Below are 23,344 nucleotides of genomic sequence, written 5' to 3'. Positions count from 1 at the left end.
CAGACCCGCCAGGGCGGCGTACTCGATGCTGAATATTCGGCCGGCCAGCTGCACCTGCGGCGCGTGTTTTCATTCGCGCCGGTGGGGGCGCCACTGGCCCTACCCAACGACCTGGCTCTGACCACCGAGGGCGGCCGCCGCTGCCTCTATGTGGTGCTGAACGGCAACAACCAGCTCGCCAAGCTCGACCTGGCCACCGGCGAGCGCCTCTGGACTCAGCCCACCGGAGTAGCGCCCTACGGCGTGGCCGTGGCTGGCGGCCGGGTATTCGTGAGCAACTGGGGCGGGCCGCTGCCCACCGATACCCTGCACCGCGAGGTAGCCGGCGTGCCCGTTAGCCCTAAGATGCTCCGCTTCTTAGCGGCGTGCGCTTTCAGGCCCGGCTCATGCGAGTCTTTCAGGGCGTGGCACTCGTTGAGGTAGAGCTTCTGATACGCACCGGCCGCTAGGGCTTTGCCCAACGAGCGGTACGTGGTAAACACGATGTGGTCGAGCAGGTGCGCTAGGCCAAACTTATGGGCTTCTTGGGGCCAGGAATCCAGAATAGCCTGCGTAGGGGCCGCCACCAGAAAGGGCTTAGCGGCCACTTGCTCGGGGAGCTTCCCAGCGGCAACGTGACGCTGACCAGTCCGGGGGCCGATAAGGGTTTTGCCCAGACCCATGGTCAGGGCGATGCCGGCCAGCCGCCGCCCCTGGATGGTGGCCAGCACCTGGTCCTGTAAAGCCTGCTTGCGCGCGGCTGCGCGGGTAGTCGAGTCAGACGAGGAAGGCATACGAGGAGATAAAAAAGCAGCTATAGGAAGTGGCAAGGGCAATTTACCCTCGTGAAGGTATACCCCAGCTCAACCACTACCAGACGACTCCTTATTACCTTATTATGTAAGAAGTAGCTATCTTTCATGGTCAGCGAACCACGTGTCGCCCGCTCTTCCCTGCGCGTTACAAAAGCTGTCTGAGCCACAGGCGCTTTTTAGCGAGAGTTTAGGTATCATAATGTTTACAAACAATACCTAAAGTGGCCTGTGATGCTCGGCCTAGATAGGAAGCGATAAGTAAACCGCGTCGCTATCTACGACCAATCAAAATGTCTAATAACATCCTATTTTTTACCCTTCCATACTTGAAAATAATTGAATCCGATAATAGCTAAAATGAACCCGAATTTAGCTTATTATTGCAAACCGAAAGAATAAATCGTCATAATAAAAGCTGCGCTTTATAACGCAGCTTTTATATTTACTTACAAGTCATTGTGGTGTTCAGGAATGCTCGTCAACTGTTAGCTCATAGGTTGATTGGTTCATCAAGTACTGAAACATCACGGTGTTTATTGCTTGCTTACCTTCAGCTGCTGCACCCCGTTTTTATCCTGCAGCACCAGTACGTATACGCCCGCGCGCAACGAACTGATATCTACCGCGCTACGGCTTACCCGAGTTTGCAGGGCTACCCGGCCGGTTACATCAATGACTCTCACCGCCGCGCCTTCGGCTACGTTGGTTAGCTGGCAGGTGGTAGCTACCGGATTAGGGTAGGCCGTAACCTGGCTAGCCGCTGTCTGGGATGACGTAGTCGCGGTAATTACCTGATTGGAATAAACGCGCACCCAATCGATGTATACATCGGCCGGAAACAGGGCGACTGGGTCAATAGCACCGCCGTACGTGTTGGTGCTGCCGCCGACGCCGGCGCTTAGGATGGCGTACAGCTTGTGCTCGAAGGGGTGCCACTCGGGATAGAGGTTCGAGTACTCCGATTGCAGCACCTTCTTGCCGTTGACCAACGCTTCGCCTTCTTCATTCTGGCCGTCCACCAGACCCGAAACTGCCCCGTCGTTGAAATAGTGGATGTGGTACACCTGGTGGTCGACCAGGAACTCCATCCGGTCGCCATACCAATCGATGCCGTAGGTGTGCCAGCCGTTGGCCCCGATGGTGGGGTCGGTGGTGCTAGCCATCACGCCACTCTGGTACTGCGGATTGCGATAACTGCTTGCCCATCGGGTCTTCACATCGCCATCGACGGCTAAAGTCGGCCCTAACGTCGCGGTTTCGACGCTAGACGAGGTGGCCGGTTTGTTCAGGGCCAGGTTGGTGCTGCTGCCCTCAAATACTTGCAGCTCATACAGCGAGTAGCCGTACTGATTGACGCGGAGCGTGCCCGTGACCCGCACAAACCGGGCGCTCACGGCCGTAAAGGTCAGTTCGTTGACGCCGCCCTTACCGGTGCTGGTGCTATAGGCCGGCTGCCAGGTAGTGCCGTCGGTGGAGGTTTCGACCACGTAGCTCTTGCCGTTGTTTTCCCAGTTCAGGTTCACGCGGCTGACGTTGTAGAGCCCGCCCAGGTCCACCCGCAGCCACTCGGGACTGTCGGGCAGTTGTTGCTCGGCAAAGCTGTAGTAGCCCCCGTGCTGGCCGTGGTTCCAGTCGGCATACTGGTTGTTATTGTATTGGTAGGCGTAGTGCACCGTGCCCAGGTTGTGGGCTGGGATGGCGCCTACGTACTCCATAATATCAACCTCGCCCAGCTGCGGCCAGGTCAGGCTCGTAACGCCCACCGGAGCTTCGTTTCCCTGCATCCAGAAGGCAAAGCCCTGCCCCTTGGTACGCACTCCTTTGGGCCACATGCGGGCCTCAATGCGGTGGTTGGGGCCCCAGAAGGCCTTATCCTTACTCGTGATACGGCCACTGGTATAGTTGCGGTCCATATAAGTTTCCTTGCGGGTGCTGATGCGCAGTACGCCGCCGTCGGCCCCGGCAATACCTGTTTCGATAGCCACGTTTTCGGGCCGGTCGGTGGCCCGGTCGAGCTGGCCGGTGCCAAAGTCGCCGTTAACCCCGGTGCCAGTTTCGTAGCTCCACTTCGTCAGGTCCAGCGTGGGGGCGTTGAATTCATCGCTCCATATCTGGGTCCAGGTGGGGCCTGTTTGGCTACGGGCGGCCAAGCTGGCACTCAGCCCGGCAGCTAGGAGAAGAAGTTTTTTCATGGGGGTGGGACTGTGTGAAGACTGAAGAAAATACTAAGCGCGTATTTAGAACGTGTTAGGAATTAGGGCTAACCCAAAAGAAAACGAGCCAGTAAGCAGCAAGCGGAGTTCCTAGGCTCCGGCTCGCTTGATGGTTGACTGTTATCAACCCCTTACTGACTCGCAGTGGCAAGTTATCGCTGCGCTGTTACCCGTGCAACGCAAACGTCGCCACTGCCTGCGTTTAATCGTTGATTCCCTGCGCTATAGCTACCGCACGGGCTGTCATTGGAGCTGTCTGCCTGCTTGCTTTCCCCCCAGGTCGGCCGTGTACTATTACTTTCGTCGCTGGCAACTCACAGGCTTGTGGCAGACCCTAGCGGATGCCGTCAATCAAGCCGACCGCGTGGCCGCTGGCCGGCCGGCTACCCCCTCGCTTGTCTGCCTCGATAGCCAAAGCGTGCGGCTCGCCCCACGCATTTTTGAGCACCGGGGCCTACATGGGGGTAAGCACGTCAATGGCCGTAAACGTCAGATTTTGACCGACGTGCAAGGCCGCATGATGGCCTGCCGGGTGCACGCTACCAACGGCCATGATGGGGTGGAAGCCCTCCTGCTGCTGCCCACTCGCCCGGCCTGGGGCGCCCGTTTGGTCACTGTTGTCACGGATAAAAGATATCGGGGACGCTTCGCCCGGCACGTGGTCAAGCTCGGCCTCTTGCATCAGATAGGTAGTCGGCCGCCCAGCACCCGGGGCTCTGTTCCGGTGGCCAATCGCTGGGTTGTCGAGCACACTTTTGCCTGGCTCACCAGTTTTCGCCGACTGGCCATTGACTACGAATTTACCCCACGCTCCCACGAAATTTGGTTATTTTTTGCTAACATATATATTAATTAATTCCTGTTTGATTCTCCAACACCTTATAACAATCGGCGGAGTTAAATTTTTTTACTATTTTTGTAAGTACTTACGTAACTACAAACACATAATGGATTTTTTCGAGCAAATGGGTTCTGCCGCTCTTAGCAGTCGTTTGCGTCGGCTCAGTGAGCAAATGACCAGGCAAGCCGCCGAGGTATACACGCTGTATCGCCTGCCTTTTGAGCCGCGTTGGTTTCCGGTTTTCTACTCGGTAGCCGAACAGCCGGGGCAATCAGTGGGCGAATTGGCCCAGGTGATTGGCCATACCCACGTCGCCGTGAGTCAGGTAGTGAAAGAGTTGGTCAAGCACGGCCTAGTGAGCACCAAGCGGGGAAAAGATGACCTGCGCCGCAGCGTCGTTACCCTCACCGAGAATGGGGCGGCCTTATGGCCAGCCTTGCAAGAGCAGGTGGGCGACGTGCACCTGGCCACCGAAGACCTATTGGCCGAGACCCGGCACAACCTCTGGTTGGCGATTGGCGAGGTGGAATACGCCTTGTCGCAGCACAACTTGGCCAGCCGGGTGAAGGCCGTGCGCGACCGGCGCATGGCGGCCGAGGTGCAGGTGCTCGACTACGCCTCGCCGTACCAGGCCGATTTCAAGCGCCTGAACGTGGAATGGATTGAGCAGTACTTCCGGGTGGAGCCCGCCGACCTGAAGGCCCTGGACGAGCCCGACGCCTATATCCTAAACCCAGGGGGCCACATCTGGCTCGCGGCCTACCGGGGGGCCGTGGTGGGGGCCTGCGCGCTCATCAAAATGGACGCCCAGACCTACGAACTGGCCAAGATGGCGGTCTCGCCTACGGCGCAGGGCTTGAGCATTGGCTCTCGCTTAGGCGAGGCCGCCGTAGCGAAAGCCCGCTCCCTCGGGGCTAAGCGTGTGTACTTGGAAAGCAACACCAAACTCGGCCCCGCCCTGAAGCTCTACTACAAGTTGGGCTTTCGTAAAACCGTGACCGGTACCCCATCGCCCTACGAGCGGTGCAACATTCAAATGGAACTTCATCTCACCCCTTAACGCCCATGTACGACCACAAAATCGCCATTGTCCTCAGCGCGGACCTGCTGGATTGGCAAAAGCTCAACGTGACGGCTTTTTTGGCCAGCGCGATTGCGATTCAGTTTCCGGAAACGCATGGCCAGCCCTTTGTGACGGCTTCGCAGTCCACCTTTCTGCCGTTTCTCAAGCACCCCATCCTGGTGTACCGCGCCGAAGGGCCGGACGAGGTGCGCAAAGCGTTCGAGCGGGCGCGGGAGCGCGGGGTACGACTCGGCATTTACACCCGCGCGTTGTTTGCCACCAAGAACGAAGAAGGAAATATGGCCGAGATGGCCCGCCTACCTGACCAGGAGCACGAGCTAGTGGGCATCGTAATGTATGGGGAGAATAAGCAGGTTGACAAGGCCCTGAAAGGACTAAAATTTCATCCTTAACAAGGAGCAAGGGGCGAGACTTGCCACGAATAGCAGCTGGATTGCTTTCAGAGTGCTATCGCTGGTAGGAGCAGACACTATTTTTCAGGCGGTGGTCTAAATGAGGATGAAATCCGTAGCCGAACTTATGATTTATACGCAACACTTCTGTGCCAAATGCGGCAGCAACCAAATTCGGCGCAACGGCTCTAGTCAGGGACACGCCCGTTATCAATAAAGCCTGCCGTTACCAGGCGCGCTTTGTGCCAGCGGCGGTAGCCAAGGCCGCTCAGTACGCGCAGGTAGACAAGTGGTTGGGGGAGGGTAACTCGCAACGCAGCATCGTGCGTGCGACGGGTATGGCACGGATGACCATTGCCAAACAAGTAAAAAAAGCGCCAGCCAGCAGCCCGCCGCTGCCGCGTCTGCGGTCCAAAAAAGTCCAGAAAAAGCGAGGGGAAGTGCTCGAGCAGGATGAAATGTGGACGTTCGTGGGCCAGCGGAAACGCAAAGTTTGGCTATGGCTGGCTGTGGAACGGACGAGTCGACGCATCGTCGCCGGGACGCTGGGCAGCCGAGGGGAAGCCACCGCTCATCGTCTCTGGCAGGCGTTGCCCCGGCGTTACCGACAGCGCTGCTGGTATTTTACGGACGAGTGGAAAACCTATAGCAAGGTGTTGCCGCGCTACCAGCATCGGCCTTGCCCGAAAGGCGAGGGCCAGACCAGTATCGTCGAGGCCATCAACTGTTCCCTGCGCCAGCGCTGCAGCGTGCTGGTTCGCAAGAGCTGCTCGTTCAGTAAATGCCTGCAGATGCACACTGCCCGAATTAAGATGGTCATTGACAATCACAACCGCAGTAGTATCCTAAAGTAGACCAGCACCAATACTTCTTTTCAAGTTAGTCAGCAAGCAGTTGAACCTGACTGCCCCACACTTTTTGATGCTTTCCGATAAGCTTGGCGTAGCAGCTGGTTGGGGCATCGCTTTCACGAACAAGTACGGCTCCCCAAGTTGACTCGCAAGTCGGTTGCCTCTATACTGCTCCACACTCGTTGATGCTCTCCACAAACGGGTCGGGAAAATCGCGGGCCAGCACCGGGTTGGTATAGGTGCGGGCCGCGGGTGTGCGCATAGCCAGCAAAGCCAGGCCAGCGGCCGAGCCGGTCAAAAAGTGACGATGGGAGAACATGTGCGGGGTGGGAGGGGGTTAGGAGAACAGTAGGACGATCTTTGGGAAAAGTACCGCTTTCTACTGCACCAATTCGGCTTGCCGAGCAACGCTCACGCCGCCCACGATGGTTGTCTGGTACATTTCCAGCTCGCGCTGGTAAAAGGCCAGAAAATCGGCCGCCATGCCCTCTATAAAGTTGCTCACGTGCGCGGCTTCCACTAGGTTGAGGGTGCAGCCGCCGAAGCCGCCGCCCATCATGCGAGCGCCTAGCACACCGGGCCGGTCGGTAGCCAGCGCCACCAGCTTATCCAATTCGGGGCAGCTTACGGCGTAGTCGTCGCGCAGGCCGGCGTGACTGGCGTACAGCAACTGACCCACGGCGTTCATGTCGTTGGTCATCAAAGCAGTACAAGCCTGCTTCACGCGCTCGTTTTCCTCCACCACGTAGCGGCAGCGCTGGTACACTACCTCGCCCAGGGTGGGGCGGCAGGCCGCCAGCTGCGCCAGGGTAGCATCGCGCAGGCTGGCCACGGTGGGGTAGGGGCGCTGCAAAATCGCTACCCCCTCGGCGCATTCCTGCCGCCGGGTATTATACGCCGACGAGGCTAGCGCGTGCTTCACGCCCGAGTTGCAGAGCACTAAGTGGTAGCGTGCGGCGTCGAACGGAAAATAGGCGTAGTCGAGTGAGCGGCAGTCGAGCCGCACCACCTGCCCCGGCTGCCCAAACAGGCTGGCAAACTGGTCCATGAGCCCACACTGCACCCCAGCGTACTGGTGCTCGGCCGCTTGCCCCAGCTTGGCCAGCGCCAGCCGGTCGAGGCCCAGGCTCAGCAGCTCATTCAGCGCGAAGGCCAACCCACACTCCACGGCAGCCGACGATGATAAGCCCGCACCCATTGGTATATCGCCGCCGAACACGCAGTCGAAGCCTGGCACCTCCACGCCACGTTGTTGGAGCTGTGCTACCACGCCCAGCAGGTAGTTGGCCCACTGCACTGACACGGGCTGCACATTGGCAAGGGTTACTTCGTACCACTCGTTTGGGTCATGTGCCAGCAGGCGAACAAGCGCGGTGCCATTGAGCCCAATAGCAAAAATAATTTCCTTGGCTATAGCGGCTGGCAGTACTAGGCCATTATTGTAGTCGGTGTGCTCGCCAATAAGGTTAATGCGGCCGGGGGCACGCACTACCAGCGGAGCGTAGCCGAAGCGTTGCTGAAAAAGCGCGGGAATAGTAGTGGAGAGCATGAACAAGCTCTGATGGACGGGTAAGATGGGTAAGCCACTGCGAGCGATTAAAGGTGAGGAGCAGCGATTGAAAATGCAAACGTTTGCACTTTATTGTTGGCTTACCGCCGCCAGATATATAGCTAAACGTGCTCGTGGCAGAATACACTGATAATTTGTAATAGGCTTCTAGTTAGTCTATTAAGACATAAAAACCATCCTTAATAAACTCGCATTTTCTTGGTGAAAAGATAAGATGCCCTCCCAGAAAATTATGCGAGCGAATGTGCGCTAGTACCAGCAATACGCGTCCTAGGCCACGTCTAAACCAGTAGTCAAACTGGGATAGCAAGGCGCTAAGGGAAACTGTTAACTTTAATTAAAAACTGTCGGGTTATTTTTTGTGAAAAAACTACAGCCAAAAGAAAAAAAAGCAGATTATCAAAAATTCTCTTTTTAGTATTGCTTTTTTCTAAAAGTCCGCTACTTTTACGCCGCAAAGTGCTGGGTAGTAGGTGTGCCTTTCGTCCTCGTAGTTAGTGCCGGAGCCAAACTAAGTACATTTAGTGAAGTCGTATGTGTTATCTCGACTACCCCGTCGCTAGCAGTTTAGGCTTCCCCACTAACTGCCTTTTGCCAGCGTCACCTTTTTTTTGCATCCCAATGCAAACGATTGCACAAAAAGGCTGATTCTGCTTGCGTTGCTCTTCATTTCCACTTCAATCCCACCCGTATGAAAAAGCTGATACCCCCTACTGGGCGGTTGCTGATTCCCGTTTTGGCGTGTTGCCTTCCGTTAGCGACGGCCTCCGCTACGCCCTGGTCAATACCCGCACCGCTGGCCCACGCCGGTGCCAAGCCCGCTGCCCCCATTACCGGCCGCATCACCGATGCAAAGGGCGAGGGTATTCCGGGCGTAACGGTGCTCGTGAAAGGCACTACCACCGGCACGAATACTGATGCCGACGGAAAATTTTCGCTCGATGCGCCCGCCGGGGCCACCCTGGTGCTGTCCTCCATTGGGTTTGTAACCCAGGAAGTACCGGCGCCGGCCGACGGCCGGGCCCTGGCCGTGACGCTGCAACAGGATAATAAGCAGCTCGATGAAGTAGTAGTGTTGGGCTATACCACTCAGGACCGGCAGAACCTGAGCAGCGCCGTGAGTACCGCCAACGTGGCGGAGGCCAAAAAAGCCCCTGTAGCCACCATCACCGAGGCTATTCAGGGCCGCGTGACGGGCGTGCAAATCAACAACGGCGGTAACCCTGGCCAGAACCCGAGCATCACTATTCGCGGCCTGGGCAGCATCAACGGGGGTAGCGCGCCGCTTTACGTAGTGGACGGGTTGTGGACGGACGTTATCCGTGACTTGAACCCGGCCGACATTGCCTCCCTCACGGTCCTTAAGGATGCCTCCGCGACGTCTATCTACGGTTCGCGGGGGGCCAACGGGGTGATTATCATCACGACCCGCAAGGGCAAGCCGGGCAAGCCCACGGTGGGCGTAAATGCCTACGCGGGCGTGCAAAACACGGTGAGCCGCTGGAAGCTAACCAATGCTGCCCAGTGGGCCGCCATTGAGCGCCAGGCGTACACCAATGCGGGCCTACCCTTCCCTGGTTCGGTGGCCAACCCCGAAAACTACGCCGATACCGATTGGCAGAGCGAGATTCTGCGCACCGGTACGGTGCAGGATTATAACGCCAACCTGTCGGGTGGCTCGTCGGGAGACAAGTACAGCACCAACTTCCTGATTTCGGGCGACGTGTTTAGCCAGAAGGGCGCGCTGATTGGCACCGACTTCAACCGCTACACGCTGCGCCTCAATTCGGGCCTGACATACGGCAAGTTCAAGCTGAGTGAGTCGATGCAGCTGGCGCACGCTTTTACCACGCTCGCCAACGGTCAGCCATTTCAGGATGCCATTCGTCTACTGCCTACCATTCCGGTATATAACCCCAACGAATCGCCCTACACGGCGGGTTACGGCTACGGCTCGCCGGCGGCCAATACCTTCGGCACCAACCCGGTAGGCTCGCAGACGATTGAAACCCGTACGCAGTATAATAATCGCCTGCAGGGCAGCGTCACCGCCGAGTATGCCTTCTTCGACTTTTTAACCTACCGCCTCAACCTGGGGGTAGAGTCGCTGGACTATACGGACCGCGATGCCCGGCGCTTCGGCCGCATCTCGCAGAACGCGCCGACTGACCCGTCGTTCCTAACCGAGAATCGGGGCGACAATACCTTCCTGCTGGCCGAGAATACCCTTAATTTTAACAAGCGCTTTGGCGACCACGGCGTGAACCTGCTGCTGGGCTACTCGGAACAGCGGGGTAAAAACACAAACGCTGGGGCCACTGCCCGTAGCTTCGTTAATAACGCGCCGGGCGCGCAGGATGGCTACGTACTCGACGCGGGCACCGGCACTACCAACGTGTTTGGCGGTATTCAGGAATATTCCAAGCGCTCCTACTTCACGCAGCTGGCCTACGACTACAAGAGCCGCTACCTGGTGACGGGTAGCTTCCGGCGCGACGGCTCGTCGCGTTTTGCCCCGGAAAACCGCTACGGCAACTTCGGTGCGGCCTCGGTGGGCTGGCGCATCAGTGAGGAAGAATTCTTCAAGCAGGCGGTGCCCGCCATCAGCAACCTCAAACTACGGGGCAGCTACGGGGTGAATGGCAACGACAACCTTGGTAACTACGCTTACCAGGGAGTTATTAACCAGAATGTTAATTACCCGTATTCGGGCCAGGTAGTCACCAACGGCCAGATTCAGACAGCCCTGCCCAGCACGGGTATCAAGTGGGAATCGCGCTATACCACTGACGTGGGCCTGGACATTGGGGTGCTCAATGACCGCCTGACGTTTTCGGCCGACTACTACAATTCGACCACCAAGAATGCGCTGGTGAACCCTACGCTGCCTGCTTACCTGGGTAATTTTGGGGGCAACCCGTTCGCCAACATCGGCAGCCTGCAAAACAAGGGCCTGGAGTTTCAGGCTACCTATCAGGAAAGCCGGTCGGCCTTCACCTACGGCTTCTCGGCTAACCTTTCGACTGTGAAAAACCAGGTGTTGCAGTTGGCCCAGGAAGGTCAGGTAATCGGCAGCGGCGCGACCCAGACGGCGGTGGGCCACCCGGTGGGCGCTTTTTTCCTGATTCCGTTCGACGGCATTTTCCAGACCCAGGACGAGGTAAACAGCTACACGAACGCGGCCGGTAAGGTGATTGAGCCCTTTGCCAAGCCCGGTGACGTGCGCTACCGCGACACCAACGGCGACGGTCAAATCAATGACGACGACCGGGTGTACTATGACACGGACATTCCGAAGTTCAATTATGGCTTCAGCGCCAACGCGGCCTATAAGGGCTTCGACCTGTCGTTCCTGATTCAGGGTTCTTATGGCAATCAGGTATTTAACGTGGCCCGCGCCACCATGGACCGTACCGACGACCCCAGCAACTTCCGGGCGGACTTCCAGCCCTGGACGCCTGACAACCCTTCGACTACTACCCCCCGCGCCCTGCAGGCCGGCGGGGCCACCAGCGACTTGCAGTCGGCGGCCGGCTCTAACTCACGCGGCAGCTCGCGCTTTTTGGAGGATGGCTCCTACGCCCGCCTCAAGAACGTGACCCTGGGCTACACCATTCCCAAGGCGGTGCTGGGCCGGGTGAAGGGCTTTAGCAGCCTGCGCGTATACGTGACGGGCCAGAACCTGATTACGGTGACGAAATACGGCGGGCCCGACCCTGAATTCGTCAACGGCAACTTCTTCGAGCGGGGGGTAGACTTCAGCGCCTTCCCCAACCTGCGCACCTATACCGGCGGCATTCAGCTTGGGTTCTAGCCCCACCAGTAGCTCAGCTTTCAACTTAATGCTTTACTCATCATGAATTTTTATAAAACAACCGCTACCCTGCTGCTCGGCACGCTGTTGCTGAGCACGGGGTGCCAGAAAGATTTGCTTGACAAAGTCAATCCCAACCAACCCACGGTGGGCAATTTCTGGCAAACCCAGGCCGACGCGCAGGCGGGCCTCACGGCGGCCTACTCGGCGCTCCAGTTTCCGGGTACCTACGCCCGCTGGATTCACTTCGCCAACGATATTCGCTCGGATGAGGGCTACAGCCTGAGCCCGTGGACGGACCTGGCCAACTTCACGCGGTTCGTGCAGTTCGACTACAACCTGGAGCCAACCCGCGTTATTTACGAGGACCACTACCGGGGCGTATACCGCTGTAACCAGCTGCTAGCCTACGTGCCGACCATCAAGATGGACGCTACGTTGCAGAAAACAATACTGGCCGAAGCGCACTTCCTGCGGGCCGTGTATTATTTCAATCTAGTGGAGCACTTTGGCAACGTGCCCATGCTGCTGGAGCCGTCTACCGTCACGACGACTACCACCCAGGCCACCGTAGACCAAGGCCAGGTCCAGGTAGAAAAGGATTTGCTGGCCGCCATTGCCGATCTACCCGTGAGCAACGACGTAGGCCATGCTACCAAGGGCTCGGCCGAGGGCCTGTTGAGCCGCCTCTACATGCAGCAGCATAAGTGGAAGGAAGCTTCCACGCTACTCGGGGCGATTATCGATTCCAAAAAGTACTCGCTAGTGCCCAACTACTTGGATAACTTTACGGTAGCCAACGAAAATAACAGTGAGTCGGTATTTGAGGTGCAGTTTTCGAGTGTGAACCAGGGCGGCGGGCAGGACGTAGCCGGCGCGAGCGAAGGCTTTGAGCGAGCCCAGTTCTTTGGCCCTCCCGGCATTGGTTGGACCGATGGCCGCGCCCGGCCCTGGCTGGTGAATGAAATTAACGAAATGACGGTAGCCGGCGTGGTGGACCCGCGCCGCGACATTACGGTATTTCACTCGCCCATGCTGCTGTTTAACCAAACCTACCAGCAACGTGGCGTGCCAACTACCGACACATTCTGGCACAAGTATGAGGATGACCGGACGCAGGATTTTGAGAACTACTTCTCGGGCATCAACTTCCGTCTCATTCGCTACGCCGACGTGCTGCTAATGCAGGCCGAGGCTCTCAATGAGCTTGGACAGACGAGCGCGGCCGTACCGCTCATCAACCAAGTGCGCACCCGCTCCTCGGTGAACTTGGCCCCGCTAACGGCCACTTTCGACCAGGCTGGAATGCGTACCCAGCTCATGCATGAGCGGGTATGCGAGTTGGCAGGCGAAGGCACCCGCTGGCTCGACCTCAAGCGCTGGGGCTTGCTGAGTACCCAGGCCAGTATCGACGTGCTGAAAGCGCCCAGCCACGACCCCGACTTCATCAACTACGTAATTGGCAAGTCGGAGTACCTGCCCATTCCGCGCAACGACCTCACGGCCGACCCCAAGCTGAAGCAGAACCCCGGCTACTAGCCGCCGGTGGGTAGCTTACCCAACCCCTAACGGGCCGCCGGAATTGCTGAATTCCGGCGGCCTTGTCATTAGTGGTACTTCCAGTCTTCTTAAAAAATGTGTATGGACTTATCATTTAGCAGGCGCGTCTGCTGGCTGGGCAGCGCACTCCTGCTGGCTGGCGCGGCCACGCCGGCCGCTGCCCAGCGGCAGGCCCGTGCCGCGGCGGGCCCCATCCCCCTTACGTACACCAACCCGGTATGGGACGCCGACTTTCCCGACCCCACCGTCATTCACGCCCGCGATGGGTACTACTACGCTTACGGGACCGAAACGCGCCGGGCGGGTAAAGTGCTCAACATCCAGGTGATGCGCTCGCCGGACCTCGTGCACTGGACGCTGCTGGGCGACGCGCTGCCGGTAAAGCCTACCTGGGCCCATACGACCGACTCGTTCTGGGCCCCGCACGTGAGCGAGGTGGGCGGTACCTACTATATGTACTTCTCGGCGAAGCCCGACAACGCGGTGGATGGCCTGAACCCCGGCGCGGGCCTGTGCCTGGCCACGGCCACTGCCACTTCGCCGGCCGGGCCGTTCCGGCCGACCGCCGAGCCCTTGCAATGCGGCCCAAGCTTCATCAACATCGACCCTATGCAGTTCGATGACCCCGCCACTAGGCAGCGGCTGCTGTACTGGGGCTCGGGCTTCGGGCCGCTGAAGGTGCGGGCGCTGGCCGCTGACCGCCTGCACTTCGCGCCAGGTAGCCAGGTCAAAGACCTGCTATTTCCCGATTCCAGCCGCCGGGCCGATAACTACCAGAAGCTGGTGGAAGGCAGCTGGGTGGTGCGGCGCAACGGCTGGTACTACCTCTTCTACTCCGGCGACAACTGCTGCGGCGACCAGGCACACTATGCCGTTCAGGTAGCCCGCTCGCACAGTGCTACCGGGCCGTTTGAGACACTGGCGCAGGCTACGGGGCAGCCGGGCAGCACCCTGCTGGTGCGCAACGAACGCTGGCTGGCCCCCGGCCACAACTCGGTGGTGACTGACGCGGCCGGCCACGACTGGCTGGCCTACCACGCCATCAGCGTGCGCAAAAAGACTTTTAACGCCGTGAACGACGAACAGCAGGACGCCCGCCGCGTGCTGCTGCTGGACCGGCTGGAGTACGTGGGTGGCTGGCCCCGCGTGGTGCCCAACAACGGCACGCCCTCCGTGGAGGCAGTACCCGCGCCGATTACCCGACCCTAAGGACGACACAGTTAATTACTTTCCTTTTCCCACTCATTCCTTTTCCATGAAAAATCTCTTCACTGGCCTACTGATGGTGGGCCTGGCGCTGGTAGCAGCCGTTAGCCAAGCCACCACCTTTTACCAAAGCGCACCGAGCAACAACTCGGCCTTCCAAGCGCTCGTCAATCAGGCGCAGGCGGGTGACATCATTATCCTGCGCGCGGGCAGCCACTACGTGACCACGCCCATCCAGCTGCCGCAAGGCAAGAATAGCATCACCATTCGGGGTGAGGCGGGCGCGGTAGTACGAAAAGCTGCTAACGCGTACAACGCCGCCGCCTTTGAAGTCACTGGCAACTACAATACGATTGACCTCATTGAGCTGGACGGGGGTAACCTGCCCGAGGCGGGCATTATTATTTACGGGCAGCACAACACGGTGTCGAACAGCAGCGTGCACAACTGCGGCAACTCAACGGCCGTGGGGGCGGGTATCCTGCTCGACGGGGGCCACACGGTGTGCGCCTTCAATACGGTGATTGGCTGCAAAGTGTACTACAACTACATGGTAGGCGTGTCGCAGTACGGCCATTCGGACGGTACCATCCGCGACAACCAGATTTACGAAAACGGAGCCGAGGGCCTGACCGTGGACGTGAACAGCCACAACGGCTACGTGTACAACAACTACATTCACCTCAATAACACCGGTAACCGGGGGGTAGGCGGCATTGGCACCGATGCCACTAACGGGACGCGCTTCGACAGCAACACCGTAGACTACACGCACTACAAGAGTGGGCTGACCTTTCAGAACAACATTGGTGGCTGCGACGGCGTGATTGTCAGCAACAACCACTGCAACAACAACGACGGCTACGGTATTCTGGAGCGCTTCACGCAGTATGCTGATACGCACATGACCTTCACCAACAATGAGTTGCTGAACAACAAGCTGGGCGGCCAGGCCATTCAGTACGCCGACCGCGTGACGCTGGCCACGGCTCCAGCCGCCGCGCTGGCTAGCCTGGGGCTCTACCCAAACCCTACGGCGGGGCCGGTACAGCTCGACCTGGGTGCTGACTTTACGGAAGCCCGCGTGAGCATCCGCGACTACCTGGGCCGGCTAGTGCGGCAGCACACGCTGCGCGGCACCGGCCCGCAGCCGCTGCCCGGCGCGGCCGAGCTGGCCAATGGCAGCTACTTCGTGACGGTAGCCACGGCCACCGCCACTACCACGCGTCGGCTGACGGTGGCGCGCTAGCCAGTGCGCAGGTTGCTATTTATTGATTTTCAAGTACCTATTATGTCAACACTGCGTACTCTTGCGCTGGGCCTGCTGCTGAGCTTGAGCCTGGGGGCCTGCCAGAAGGATGGCGGCTCTACCCCCGCCCCAGCCCCCGCGCCGCCTCCTACGCCGGTCAGCACCACGTTCACCAATCCACTGCTGGCTTCCGGCCCCGACCCGTGGGTGTACCAAAAAGATGGGATATACTATTTTCTGAGTACGAGCGGCGGTGACGTGCGCATTCGCAAAACGGCTAAGATGAGCGAGCTGGCCAGCGGTCCCATCGTGATTGCCTGGATGCCCACCAGCGCCGCCAACTCGCACGATGTGTGGGCCCCCGAGCTGCACTTTCTGGATGGCAAGTGGTACATCTACTTCACGGCCGGGCCGGGCAGCTGCTGCGGCGGCCAGCGCCTGTGGGTGCTCGAAAATGCCAACGCCGACCCCACCACCGGCACCTGGACCGAGAAGGGCCGCATCTACAACTCCACGGCCGATTTTTGGGCCATCGACGGTACCGTGTTTGAGCAGGGCGGCAAGCGCTACCTGCTCTGGTCGGGCCACAGCACCGATACCAACGATACGCAACGCCTCTACATCTCGGAAATGAGCAACCCGTGGACGCTCACGGGGCCGCGCGTGGAGCTGAGCAGTCCGCAGTATACCTGGGAAAGATCGGGGCCGCTGCCGGTGAACGAAGGACCGGAAATCATTCAGCACGGCGGCAAAACCTTCCTGGTTTATTCGGCCAGCCATTGCTTTACCGACGACTATTGCCTGGGGATGCTAACGATGAGCAGCACCGACGACCCGCTGAAAGCCAGCGCCTGGACTAAGACGCCCACGCCGGTTTTTAGCACCAACGCGGCGGGCGGGGCCTACGGGCCGGGCCACAATGGCTTCTTTAAGTCGAAGGACGGCACGGAGGACTGGCTGGTGTACCACGCCAACAACCTGGTGGGCCAGGGTTGTGGGGATAACCGCAATCCGCGCATCCAAAGGTTTGCCTGGAATGCCGACAACTCGCCCAATTTCGGCACGCCTACCCCCATTAACGTGCCGCAAATCCGGCCGGCCGGCGAGTAAGCGCGCTAGTTAATTAACTCATTATATTTCTGAGTGATGAACAAGTTTTTTCGTGGCCTCCAGCTGACTTGGTTGCTGGCGCTGGCCGGGGTAGCCCACGCCCAACAGGCGCTTGACCTGAGCCGGCCCAACTACTATCCCCGCGTCATTCGGCTAAGTCAGGGGGCCAACGCCGGCCGGCTGCTGGCCAGCTTCGACGCGGGCAAAGCCGGGGCCATTTACGAAAGCCCCGACAATGGCAAAACCTGGCAGCACCTCACCGATGTGGCCGAGCCTACGCCCCCGGGCATGTGCTGCTCGGGCCTGTTTGAAGTGCCTAAGCAAGTGGACGCCACTCCGGCTGGCACGCTCTTCTGGGCCACGTCGGTGGGTACTGATAAAGGCGGGCGCGGGCCGTGCAGCATCCGCCTTTACCGCAGCCTCGACGGGGGAGGCAGCTGGCAGTTTTTCAGCACGCCGGTTAGTGGCTTTATTGGGCTCTGGGAGCCCGAGTTTGGGCTCGATGCGCAGGGCCGGCTGGTAGTATACTATTCGAGTGAAGAGCGCAAAGCCAGTGGCTACAACCAAATGCTGGCGCACAAAATCTCGACTGATGGCGGCTTGACCTGGGGCGAAGAAGTCATTGACGTGGGGAAGGCCGATGGCCACCTGCGGCCCGGCATGGCTATCGTGCGGCGCCTACCTAGTGGCCGCTACGTGATGAGCTACGAAATCTGCGGCCTTGGTTGCGATGCTTATGTGCGCACCTCGCCCGACGGCGTGAGCTGGGGTGACCCCGCCGACCCCGGCCAGCGCATCGAGTCTACCGAGGGGCACCACTTTGCCCACGCGCCCACCGTGGCCTGGGCGCCGCAAAAGGGCAATCCCCAGGGCCAGCTACTGGCCATTGGCCAGATGCTGCTCAACAATACCGACAACGGCGTGGCCCCCGCCAACGGTCGCGTGTACATGGTGAACACCCAAAATGGTACCGGCCCCTGGACCGAAACGGCCGCCCCTGTGCCCGTGCCCGATGCCAAGGATAACCCCTGCCCCAACTACAGCTCGCAGCTGCTACCCGGCGTCGATGGCCTCACGGTGCTCGAAGTAGCCCTCAAGTTTGAAGGCTCCACCTGCCAGGCGTTTTACCAGACGGCCCCGCTGCCTGCCGCGCCCAAGCCCGCGCCGCCCGGTCGCAAGCGGCGCTAATATTCCGCTGACCTTTACCGTATGCAGCTTTCGACTATTTCCCGCACCCTGCTGGCGGGCGCGCTGCTGCTGGCAGTACCCGCCGCGGCCCAGCGCACTACTTCAAAGGCTAGAGTGTCAAAGCGCCTGGCCGCGCCTATCCCCACCGCCATTGCCAATCCCGTGCTAGCCGGTGACTACCCCGACCCGTCGGTGACCCAGGTGGGGAACACATACTGGGCCACGGCCACTTCCTCTAACTGGGGCCCCACATTTCCGCTGCTCAAGTCTACTGACTTGCAGCACTGGGCTTTAGTGGGCCACGTTTTCCCCGGCGTGCGGCCGGCCTGGGCCGACTACTACTTCTGGGCGCCGGAAATCAACTACGACGCGAATGGTAAAACGTACGTCTACTACACGGCGCATATGCGCGGTGGCAACCTGGCCGTGGGCGTGGCCAGCGCCGACCGCCCCGAAGGCCCCTACCGCGACCACGGCCCGCTAGTGGGCCAGCCCGACGGCAGCATCGACGGCTTCCCAATGCGCGATGAAAACGGCCAGCCCTACCTCATTTGGAAGGAAGATGGCAACAGCATCCATAAGCCTACCCCCATCTGGGCACAGCGCCTGAGCGCCGACCGCACCACTTTGGTGGGTGAGAAAACCGAGCTGTTTCGCAACACCGCCGCCTGGGAGGGCAACCTCGTGGAAGGCCCCAGCGTGGTGCGGCACGGCGGCTACTTCTACCTGTTTTACGCCGCCAATGGCTGCTGTGGCGCCGGCTGCACCTATGCCACGGGCGTGGCGCGCGCCAAAAACCTGCTCGGCCCCTGGGAGAAATACGCCCGCAATCCCATCCTGACCAAGAACGACGTCTGGACCTGCCCCGGCCACGGCACGGCCATCGAGCGAGGCGGCCACTGGTACCTGCTGCACCACGCCTACCAAACCGGTAGCTTCCAGAACGTGGGCCGCCAGGGGGTGCTCAGCGAGTTTACCTGGACCAAGGCTGGCTGGCCTGAATTCTTGAATAACAACACTACCCCCACTTTGGCGGCCAAGGTGCCCGCCACCATCGCCGATGAGTTTGCTGGCGCTGTCCTGGCGCCCGCCTGGGAATGGCCAGTAGAGGACAAGCCGCAGTTTGCGCTGCAAAACGGCCAACTCCGGCTCACCGCCCGGCCCGATAAGGGCGGCGCGGCCCTGGGGCGCCCCACGCTGGCTGCCAGCTACTCGGCTACCACTACCTTGCTCAACCCCAGCACGCTGTCCGCTGGCGTCACCGCCGGCCTGGCTGCCCTCGGCGACCCCAACAACTCGCTCAGTCTGCTAGCCGGCGATGGCAAGCTGCAAGTGCAGGAGCGCCGCGACGGCAAAACCCGCACCCTGGCCGAGGCTGTCCTACCCCCCGCCACAACGTTGCATCTGCGCGTGCAGGACCAAGGCGGCAGCCACTACCGCTTCGCCTACAGCCCCGATGGCCGCACCTGGACCGAGCTGCTGCCCGCTGGCGAAAGGGCCGATGGCCAGTTCCTACCCCCCTGGGACCGTGGCGTACGCGTGGGCGTGGTTGCGCAGGGGCCAGCTTCGGCCACAGCCACCTTTGAGCGGTTTGAACTTGATAATAAATAACCACTATTTACCAGGTGCAGCTGCACCGGTCAGTTTGTTGCTCAGCAGTTGCATAAAGTAGCCACCCACTACCGAGCGGGCCTGGAAGCCCGCCTGGCGGGCGTTGGTGGTTTCGTGCCAGTCGGTGAGGGGCACGCGGCTGGGCGTGTCGTTGGCAAACTGCCACACCGGATTGATGAGCGCTGCAAAATCGGCCTGGCTGCCGGCCAGCGCGGCGGTCCACAGTATCCAGTCCGACTTGGTATAGGTCTTGCGGCTGTCGAGCGGCAGGCCGTATTTCTGCTGGTGCCGCAGGTAGAAAGCCAGTTCCTGCTGCGCCACCTCGGGCGGAAACACATTCAGGACGAGTACTTTGTCCCAGACCAGGTTGTACTTCTGGCTCCACGAGCCGGCGGGCTTGTCGAAAGTCAGGGCGTAGTGGTCGCCGTCCTGAGCCATCGCCATCCAGCGCTTGGCTAGGTCGCGGGCCAGGGTCTGATACTCGTTGGCGGTTTTGGTGTCACCGAGCTGGCGGGCCAGCTGGCCGTAGCAAGCAATGCCCATAATGGCCTTCACTGAGAGGTTGGTGTTGCGAGCTAAGTGCCCGGCAAAGTCGTCGGTGCTGAGCTGGTTGGCCGGGTCAAAGCCATCGCGCTTCAAAAAGCCCACCCATTTGGTAAGCGTAGGCCAATGCTCGCGGGCAAAGTCGGCCTTGCCATCCATCTTCACGACAGCAGCCGTGATAATGAGCATGTTGCCGGCTTCTTCCACGGGCATATCCTCCCCATAGGTCTGACCATTGGCTAGGGGGTAGGTGCCCACGTCGTGGGCCGGGAAATCCTTTTTCCAGCGGCCCGACTCCGAGTAATCGAAGATGAAGCGCAGCATCCCCTTCGCCAACTCGTTATTCATAGAGCAGAAATAGCGGCGCTGAGGGGTAGGTGATGTCCACGGTGCCGATGGAGCCGTTGGAGAAATTCTCCTTTGAGAAAAAGAACAGCTCGCCCTTGGGCCCGGCCACGATGCTGTGCGCCGCAATGGCCTGGCGATAAGCCAGCTGGTACAGGTCGGCGTATTTCGGGCCACCCGCCGCCTGAGCATCGGCCACTAGCTTTTGGTAGAAGGCCGTGGCTTTCTGGCGCAGCCGGGGGTAGTCGGCCTCGGCGGCGGCCAGGGCTTTTTCCATCGTCATGGCCGGGTCGCGGCGCCACTAGGGCCGCAGGTTTTGGCCAAAGTACTGCACCGCATACTGCTCGTCGTAGCCTAGTAGTAGGTGCTGCTCGGCGGGCGTGGCGGCCACGGCCCCCAGGTCGAGCACGGCGGCCTGCGCCACGCGCTGGGCCTGGCCCTTTGTGGGCGAAGCGGGGGACAGGGTACCGGTTTTAGCAAAGGCGGTTTTGAGCGTTTGTGGGTCGCCGTTAGCCAGGGTGGCCGCGCCGGACGTGGCCAGATAAGCGTAGCCCCAGTCGATACGCAGGTTTTCGCCGGCCTTGGCCAGCATGGGCTGGGCGGCAGTGCCCACGGCCTGCCAGCGCAAGCTACCGGCCGCGCCGGGCCGGGTAGCCACCTCCTGGTAGGGCGTATTACTGGCTAGCGTGCCGGCCTCGGTCAGGAGCACCTGGGTAGGGTGGGGCTGGCCGTCGGCCGCCGTGGCGGTGCAGGTAACGTAGCTCACGGGCTGGGCCACGGTTTCCAGCTCGTCAAGCAGCAGCGGCGATAAAAAATTGACCGTCAGGGTCACCGGGCCGGCGGCGAAGGAGTAGGTCGTCTGGGTGGCAGTCAGCTTCACGCCCGTTTGGCGGGCCCGGGCCAGCGGGGCGGGCGTAGGCAGCGTTTCGTAGAGGCCGGCGTCCAAGTATTCGCCTCCATGCGGGCTGTTGGCGTGCAGTGCCAGCACGTTATCGCCCGCGCGCAACGCCTGCCGGGCGGCGGGCGAAATAGGAAAGAAAGCGTAGGTGCTATTGTAGCCGGCCTGCTTGGTTAGCAGCACGCCATTCAGGTACACTTTCGCGTCGTCGTCGTGCTGCATCAGCAGGCGCAAATCGCCGGTGGTTTTGGGGTCGGCCACGCGCACGGTGCGCCGCACCCAGATGTCGCCGCCGGTCCAGCTGGTGCCGTGCTCACTTTTATTATCGGTGAAGGGCGCGGGGCCTTCCAGCCAGCTGCTAGCCGACGCGAAAGCAGCTTTTTCCCAGCCCGCTGCCGGTTTTTTGAACGTGTAGCGCGCCCGGTAGGGCTGTTCGCGCACCGTGGGCACTACGGCCCGGTACTGCGGCCCGGCCTGGCCCAGAAACTGGTAGGCCTGCCCATCGACGCGTACCACGCCCTCCAGGCTCTGCGCCTCACCGGTCCAGTGCCGGGTGGGCGCCGCCGCTAGCTCCTCCTGAAACGCCCATACGCTGAAATACGGGTTGTGCGTTACGAGCGGGTAGGCGGGGGACGCAACGTTTGGGCCTGGGCCACGCCCACACCCAGCACGCTACCTAACCAGAGTAAACAGCCTGTCCGTAAAAGCATTGTTTGAGGAAATTGAGTACAAAGCCTGGCTGCTTCGATAGCGACCAGCAAGAGCAATTAGAGGGGTAGTGGGCCTAAACTGCCCTGCTACTTGCGCACCCCAAACCGGTATTCCGTTACCGAGCGAAACGTTTCACCCGGCCGTAGCACAGTACTTGGGAAAGTCGGCTCGTTGGGCGAATCAGGGAAGTGCTGGGTTTCGAGGCAGAAGCCGTAGTGCTGGGGGTAGGCCACGCCGCCCTTGCCTTTTAGATTGCCTTTCAAGAAGTTGCCCGAGTAGAACTGCACGCCCGGCTGGTCGGTGTACACCTGCATCGTGCGGCCGCTGGTGGGCTCGTACACGGTGGCCGCCAGGGCGGGAGCGCTACGCATGCTGTCGGCTAGTACCCAGTTGTGGTCGTAGCCGCCGGGGGCCGCGCCCGACACCTGCTTGATGCGCTCGCCAATGGCGTGTGGCTGCCGAAAATCCATCGGCGTGCCGGCCACGGCTTGCAGCTTACCCATCGGAATCAGCGTGTTATCCACCGGCGTAAAGCGCTCAGCGTTTAGCGTCAGCTCGTGGCCCAGGATGTCTTTATCCTGCCCGTAGTTGAGGTTGAAGTAGCTATGGTTGGTGAGATTAAGCACCGTGGGCTTATCGGTGGTGGCGGTGTAAGCGAGGCGCAGCGCACCCGAGTTGGTGAGAGTGTAGACTACTCTCACGCGAAGGTTACCGGGGTAGTCCTCCTCTCCATCCTTGCTCAGATAAGTAAGCGTCAGCGTTTCGCCATCGGCCGAGGTGCCGGGCATAGCCGTCCACACGCGCTGGTTAAAGCCGCTGGTGCCGCCGTGCAGCGAGTTGGGCGCGTTGTTAAGAGGTAGTTGATAAGGCTTGCCATCCAGCGTGAATTTACCCTTGGCGATGCGGTTGCCGTAGCGCCCAATCAGGGCCCCGAAATAGGGATTTTCCTTCCTAAATAGGTCGCTGGTATAGCCGGTCAGGTCGTCGAAGCCAAGTACTACATCGCCCATTTTGCCGTTTTTGTCCGGTACCAGCAGGCTGGTCAGCGTGCCGCCAAAGTTGGTAATGGTGGCCTTCAGGCCGTGCGCATTCGTTAACGTGAAGAGCTGAGCATCAATACCTTCCTTCGTTTTGCCGAATGGCGTGGAGGTAGCCACGGTAACGGCGTGGAGCGAGTCGGCAGTCATGGGGATAGTAGGGGTGGTAGCGGCCGTTTGGGAAGCAGGCTGTTGCGAGCAGGCAGTGGCGGTTAGCAGCAGGCCAGCGAGGCTGCCCGCCAGCAGCTGGCGGCGGAGGGGGTGGGACATGGAAAAAGGAAGAAAACGAGGCGTGACCAACCGGGTACGCCAGAGACAAGGTGGCGC

General features: G+C 60.2%; 19 protein-coding genes and 1 pseudogene. 11 read left to right on the top strand and 9 right to left on the bottom strand.

What is annotated here, in order from left to right; translation table 11 throughout:
* Positions 1 to 236: 236 nt before the first annotated feature.
* Both LC531_RS21630 and LC531_RS21625 read right to left on the bottom strand, forming a co-directional pair.
* Positions 237 to 773 carry a DEAD/DEAH box helicase family protein gene (locus LC531_RS21630; RefSeq protein ID WP_223654248.1) on the bottom strand — a complete coding sequence of 179 codons (537 nt, stop codon included), beginning with the start codon at positions 771 to 773 and terminating at the stop codon, positions 237 to 239.
* A 554-nt stretch (positions 774 to 1,327) separates the two neighbouring features.
* A complete protein-coding gene (locus LC531_RS21625; protein ID WP_223654246.1) occupies positions 1,328 to 2,986 on the bottom strand; it encodes a discoidin domain-containing protein in 1,659 nt (552 codons plus the stop codon).
* Between the two features lie 130 nt (positions 2,987 to 3,116).
* Here LC531_RS21625 and LC531_RS21620 point away from each other — a divergent pair, with 130 nt between their 5' ends.
* The 4 genes from LC531_RS21620 (at position 3,117) to LC531_RS21605 (ending at position 6,178) form a co-directional block, all read left to right on the top strand.
* Positions 3,117 to 3,863: an IS5 family transposase gene (locus LC531_RS21620; RefSeq protein WP_223654244.1), complete on the top strand. Its 747-nt coding sequence runs from the start codon at positions 3,117 to 3,119 to the stop codon at positions 3,861 to 3,863.
* Between the two features lie 109 nt (positions 3,864 to 3,972).
* The gene (locus LC531_RS21615; RefSeq protein ID WP_223654242.1) at positions 3,973 to 4,908 is read left to right on the top strand and encodes a bifunctional helix-turn-helix transcriptional regulator/GNAT family N-acetyltransferase; all 936 of its coding nucleotides are present in this window, start codon (positions 3,973 to 3,975) and stop codon (positions 4,906 to 4,908) included.
* A 5-nt stretch (positions 4,909 to 4,913) separates the two neighbouring features.
* Positions 4,914 to 5,324, top strand: a complete 411-nt coding sequence (locus LC531_RS21610) for a DUF2000 domain-containing protein (protein WP_223654240.1) — start codon at positions 4,914 to 4,916, stop codon at positions 5,322 to 5,324.
* A 149-nt stretch (positions 5,325 to 5,473) separates the two neighbouring features.
* On the top strand, positions 5,474 to 6,178 hold the full coding sequence (locus LC531_RS21605) for an IS1 family transposase (RefSeq protein ID WP_223654237.1): 705 nt from the start codon (positions 5,474 to 5,476) through the stop codon (positions 6,176 to 6,178).
* 160 nt (positions 6,179 to 6,338) lie between these two features.
* On the opposite strand, the gene LC531_RS21600 is transcribed toward LC531_RS21605, so the two are convergent.
* Together LC531_RS21600 and galK are read right to left on the bottom strand one after the other, a co-directional pair.
* A complete protein-coding gene (locus LC531_RS21600; protein WP_223654235.1) occupies positions 6,339 to 6,494 on the bottom strand; it encodes a hypothetical protein in 156 nt (51 codons plus the stop codon).
* Between the two features lie 60 nt (positions 6,495 to 6,554).
* Positions 6,555 to 7,724: a galactokinase gene (gene galK, locus LC531_RS21595; RefSeq protein WP_223654232.1), complete on the bottom strand. Its 1,170-nt coding sequence runs from the start codon at positions 7,722 to 7,724 to the stop codon at positions 6,555 to 6,557.
* Between the two features lie 712 nt (positions 7,725 to 8,436).
* Between galK and LC531_RS21590 the strand changes: the two genes are divergently transcribed.
* The 7 genes from LC531_RS21590 (at position 8,437) to LC531_RS21560 (ending at position 19,483) form a co-directional block, all read left to right on the top strand.
* Positions 8,437 to 11,559, top strand: coding sequence for a SusC/RagA family TonB-linked outer membrane protein (locus tag LC531_RS21590; RefSeq protein ID WP_223654230.1), 3,123 nt, complete (start codon positions 8,437 to 8,439; stop codon positions 11,557 to 11,559).
* 42 nt (positions 11,560 to 11,601) lie between these two features.
* A complete protein-coding gene (locus LC531_RS21585) occupies positions 11,602 to 13,098 on the top strand; it encodes a RagB/SusD family nutrient uptake outer membrane protein (RefSeq protein ID WP_223654228.1) in 1,497 nt (498 codons plus the stop codon).
* A 102-nt stretch (positions 13,099 to 13,200) separates the two neighbouring features.
* A complete protein-coding gene (locus LC531_RS21580) occupies positions 13,201 to 14,328 on the top strand; it encodes a glycoside hydrolase family 43 protein (protein ID WP_223654226.1) in 1,128 nt (375 codons plus the stop codon).
* A gap of 46 nt (positions 14,329 to 14,374) precedes the next feature.
* Entirely contained in the window at positions 14,375 to 15,574 is a 1,200-nt protein-coding gene (locus tag LC531_RS21575; protein WP_223654224.1) for a right-handed parallel beta-helix repeat-containing protein, read from the top strand.
* 42 nt (positions 15,575 to 15,616) lie between these two features.
* The gene (locus LC531_RS21570) at positions 15,617 to 16,684 is read left to right on the top strand and encodes a glycoside hydrolase family 43 protein (RefSeq protein ID WP_223654222.1); all 1,068 of its coding nucleotides are present in this window, start codon (positions 15,617 to 15,619) and stop codon (positions 16,682 to 16,684) included.
* 36 nt (positions 16,685 to 16,720) lie between these two features.
* Positions 16,721 to 17,872 carry a sialidase family protein gene (locus LC531_RS21565; protein ID WP_223654221.1) on the top strand — a complete coding sequence of 384 codons (1,152 nt, stop codon included), beginning with the start codon at positions 16,721 to 16,723 and terminating at the stop codon, positions 17,870 to 17,872.
* 21 nt (positions 17,873 to 17,893) lie between these two features.
* Positions 17,894 to 19,483 carry a family 43 glycosylhydrolase gene (locus LC531_RS21560; RefSeq protein ID WP_223654218.1) on the top strand — a complete coding sequence of 530 codons (1,590 nt, stop codon included), beginning with the start codon at positions 17,894 to 17,896 and terminating at the stop codon, positions 19,481 to 19,483.
* A gap of 3 nt (positions 19,484 to 19,486) precedes the next feature.
* On the opposite strand, the gene LC531_RS22810 is transcribed toward LC531_RS21560, so the two are convergent.
* The 5 genes and pseudogenes from LC531_RS22810 to LC531_RS21535 form a co-directional block, all read right to left on the bottom strand.
* Positions 19,487 to 20,374: a glutaminase domain-containing protein gene (locus LC531_RS22810; RefSeq protein ID WP_262903476.1), complete on the bottom strand. Its 888-nt coding sequence runs from the start codon at positions 20,372 to 20,374 to the stop codon at positions 19,487 to 19,489.
* Positions 20,367 to 20,648 (bottom strand): glutaminase domain-containing protein, encoded by a 282-nt coding sequence (locus tag LC531_RS22805; RefSeq protein WP_262903475.1) that lies wholly within the window; start codon positions 20,646 to 20,648, stop codon positions 20,367 to 20,369. Before LC531_RS22805 ends, LC531_RS22810 begins: the two co-directional genes overlap by 8 nt.
* 24 nt (positions 20,649 to 20,672) lie before the next feature.
* Positions 20,673 to 21,491, bottom strand: coding sequence for a DUF5127 domain-containing protein (locus tag LC531_RS21545; protein ID WP_223654289.1), 819 nt, complete (start codon positions 21,489 to 21,491; stop codon positions 20,673 to 20,675).
* Between the two features lie 285 nt (positions 21,492 to 21,776).
* Positions 21,777 to 21,845, bottom strand: a pseudogene (locus LC531_RS22800) (hypothetical protein); the annotation flags it as partial.
* A gap of 221 nt (positions 21,846 to 22,066) precedes the next feature.
* Complete coding sequence (locus LC531_RS21535) at positions 22,067 to 23,287, bottom strand: aldose epimerase family protein (protein WP_223654216.1); 1,221 nt, start codon at positions 23,285 to 23,287, stop codon at positions 22,067 to 22,069.
* Positions 23,288 to 23,344: the final 57 nt, after the last annotated feature.

The organism is Hymenobacter psoromatis (assembly GCF_020012125.1).
In the GTDB taxonomy this organism is placed as follows: Bacteria; Bacteroidota; Bacteroidia; order Cytophagales; family Hymenobacteraceae; genus Hymenobacter; species Hymenobacter psoromatis.
The sequence above is the reverse complement of the archived record's forward strand: the minus strand, read 5'-3'. Positions and strand labels throughout refer to the sequence as shown.

Excerpts from the sequence above, each read along its gene's own strand:
- LC531_RS21625 (WP_223654246.1), bottom strand. The coding sequence starts at position 2,986 with ATGAAAAAACTTCTTCTCCTAGCTGCCGGGCTGAGTGCCAGCTTGGCC.
- LC531_RS21535 (WP_223654216.1), bottom strand. The coding sequence starts at position 23,287 with ATGTCCCACCCCCTCCGCCGCCAGCTGCTGGCGGGCAGCCTCGCTGGC.
- LC531_RS21620 (WP_223654244.1), top strand. The coding sequence starts at position 3,117 with ATGGTTGACTGTTATCAACCCCTTACTGACTCGCAGTGGCAAGTTATC.
- LC531_RS21590 (WP_223654230.1), top strand. The coding sequence starts at position 8,437 with ATGAAAAAGCTGATACCCCCTACTGGGCGGTTGCTGATTCCCGTTTTG.
- LC531_RS21610 (WP_223654240.1), top strand. The coding sequence starts at position 4,914 with ATGTACGACCACAAAATCGCCATTGTCCTCAGCGCGGACCTGCTGGAT.
- LC531_RS21565 (WP_223654221.1), top strand. The coding sequence starts at position 16,721 with ATGAACAAGTTTTTTCGTGGCCTCCAGCTGACTTGGTTGCTGGCGCTG.
- LC531_RS21580 (WP_223654226.1), top strand. The coding sequence starts at position 13,201 with ATGGACTTATCATTTAGCAGGCGCGTCTGCTGGCTGGGCAGCGCACTC.
- LC531_RS21575 (WP_223654224.1), top strand. The coding sequence starts at position 14,375 with ATGAAAAATCTCTTCACTGGCCTACTGATGGTGGGCCTGGCGCTGGTA.
- LC531_RS21585 (WP_223654228.1), top strand. The coding sequence starts at position 11,602 with ATGAATTTTTATAAAACAACCGCTACCCTGCTGCTCGGCACGCTGTTG.
- LC531_RS21600 (WP_223654235.1), bottom strand. The coding sequence starts at position 6,494 with ATGTTCTCCCATCGTCACTTTTTGACCGGCTCGGCCGCTGGCCTGGCT.
- LC531_RS22805 (WP_262903475.1), bottom strand. The coding sequence starts at position 20,648 with ATGGAAAAAGCCCTGGCCGCCGCCGAGGCCGACTACCCCCGGCTGCGC.
- LC531_RS21630 (WP_223654248.1), bottom strand. The coding sequence starts at position 773 with ATGCCTTCCTCGTCTGACTCGACTACCCGCGCAGCCGCGCGCAAGCAG.
- LC531_RS22810 (WP_262903476.1), bottom strand. The coding sequence starts at position 20,374 with ATGAATAACGAGTTGGCGAAGGGGATGCTGCGCTTCATCTTCGATTAC.
- galK (WP_223654232.1), bottom strand. The coding sequence starts at position 7,724 with ATGCTCTCCACTACTATTCCCGCGCTTTTTCAGCAACGCTTCGGCTAC.
- LC531_RS21615 (WP_223654242.1), top strand. The coding sequence starts at position 3,973 with ATGGGTTCTGCCGCTCTTAGCAGTCGTTTGCGTCGGCTCAGTGAGCAA.
- LC531_RS21545 (WP_223654289.1), bottom strand. The coding sequence starts at position 21,491 with ATGCAGCACGACGACGACGCGAAAGTGTACCTGAATGGCGTGCTGCTA.
- LC531_RS21570 (WP_223654222.1), top strand. The coding sequence starts at position 15,617 with ATGTCAACACTGCGTACTCTTGCGCTGGGCCTGCTGCTGAGCTTGAGC.
- LC531_RS21560 (WP_223654218.1), top strand. The coding sequence starts at position 17,894 with ATGCAGCTTTCGACTATTTCCCGCACCCTGCTGGCGGGCGCGCTGCTG.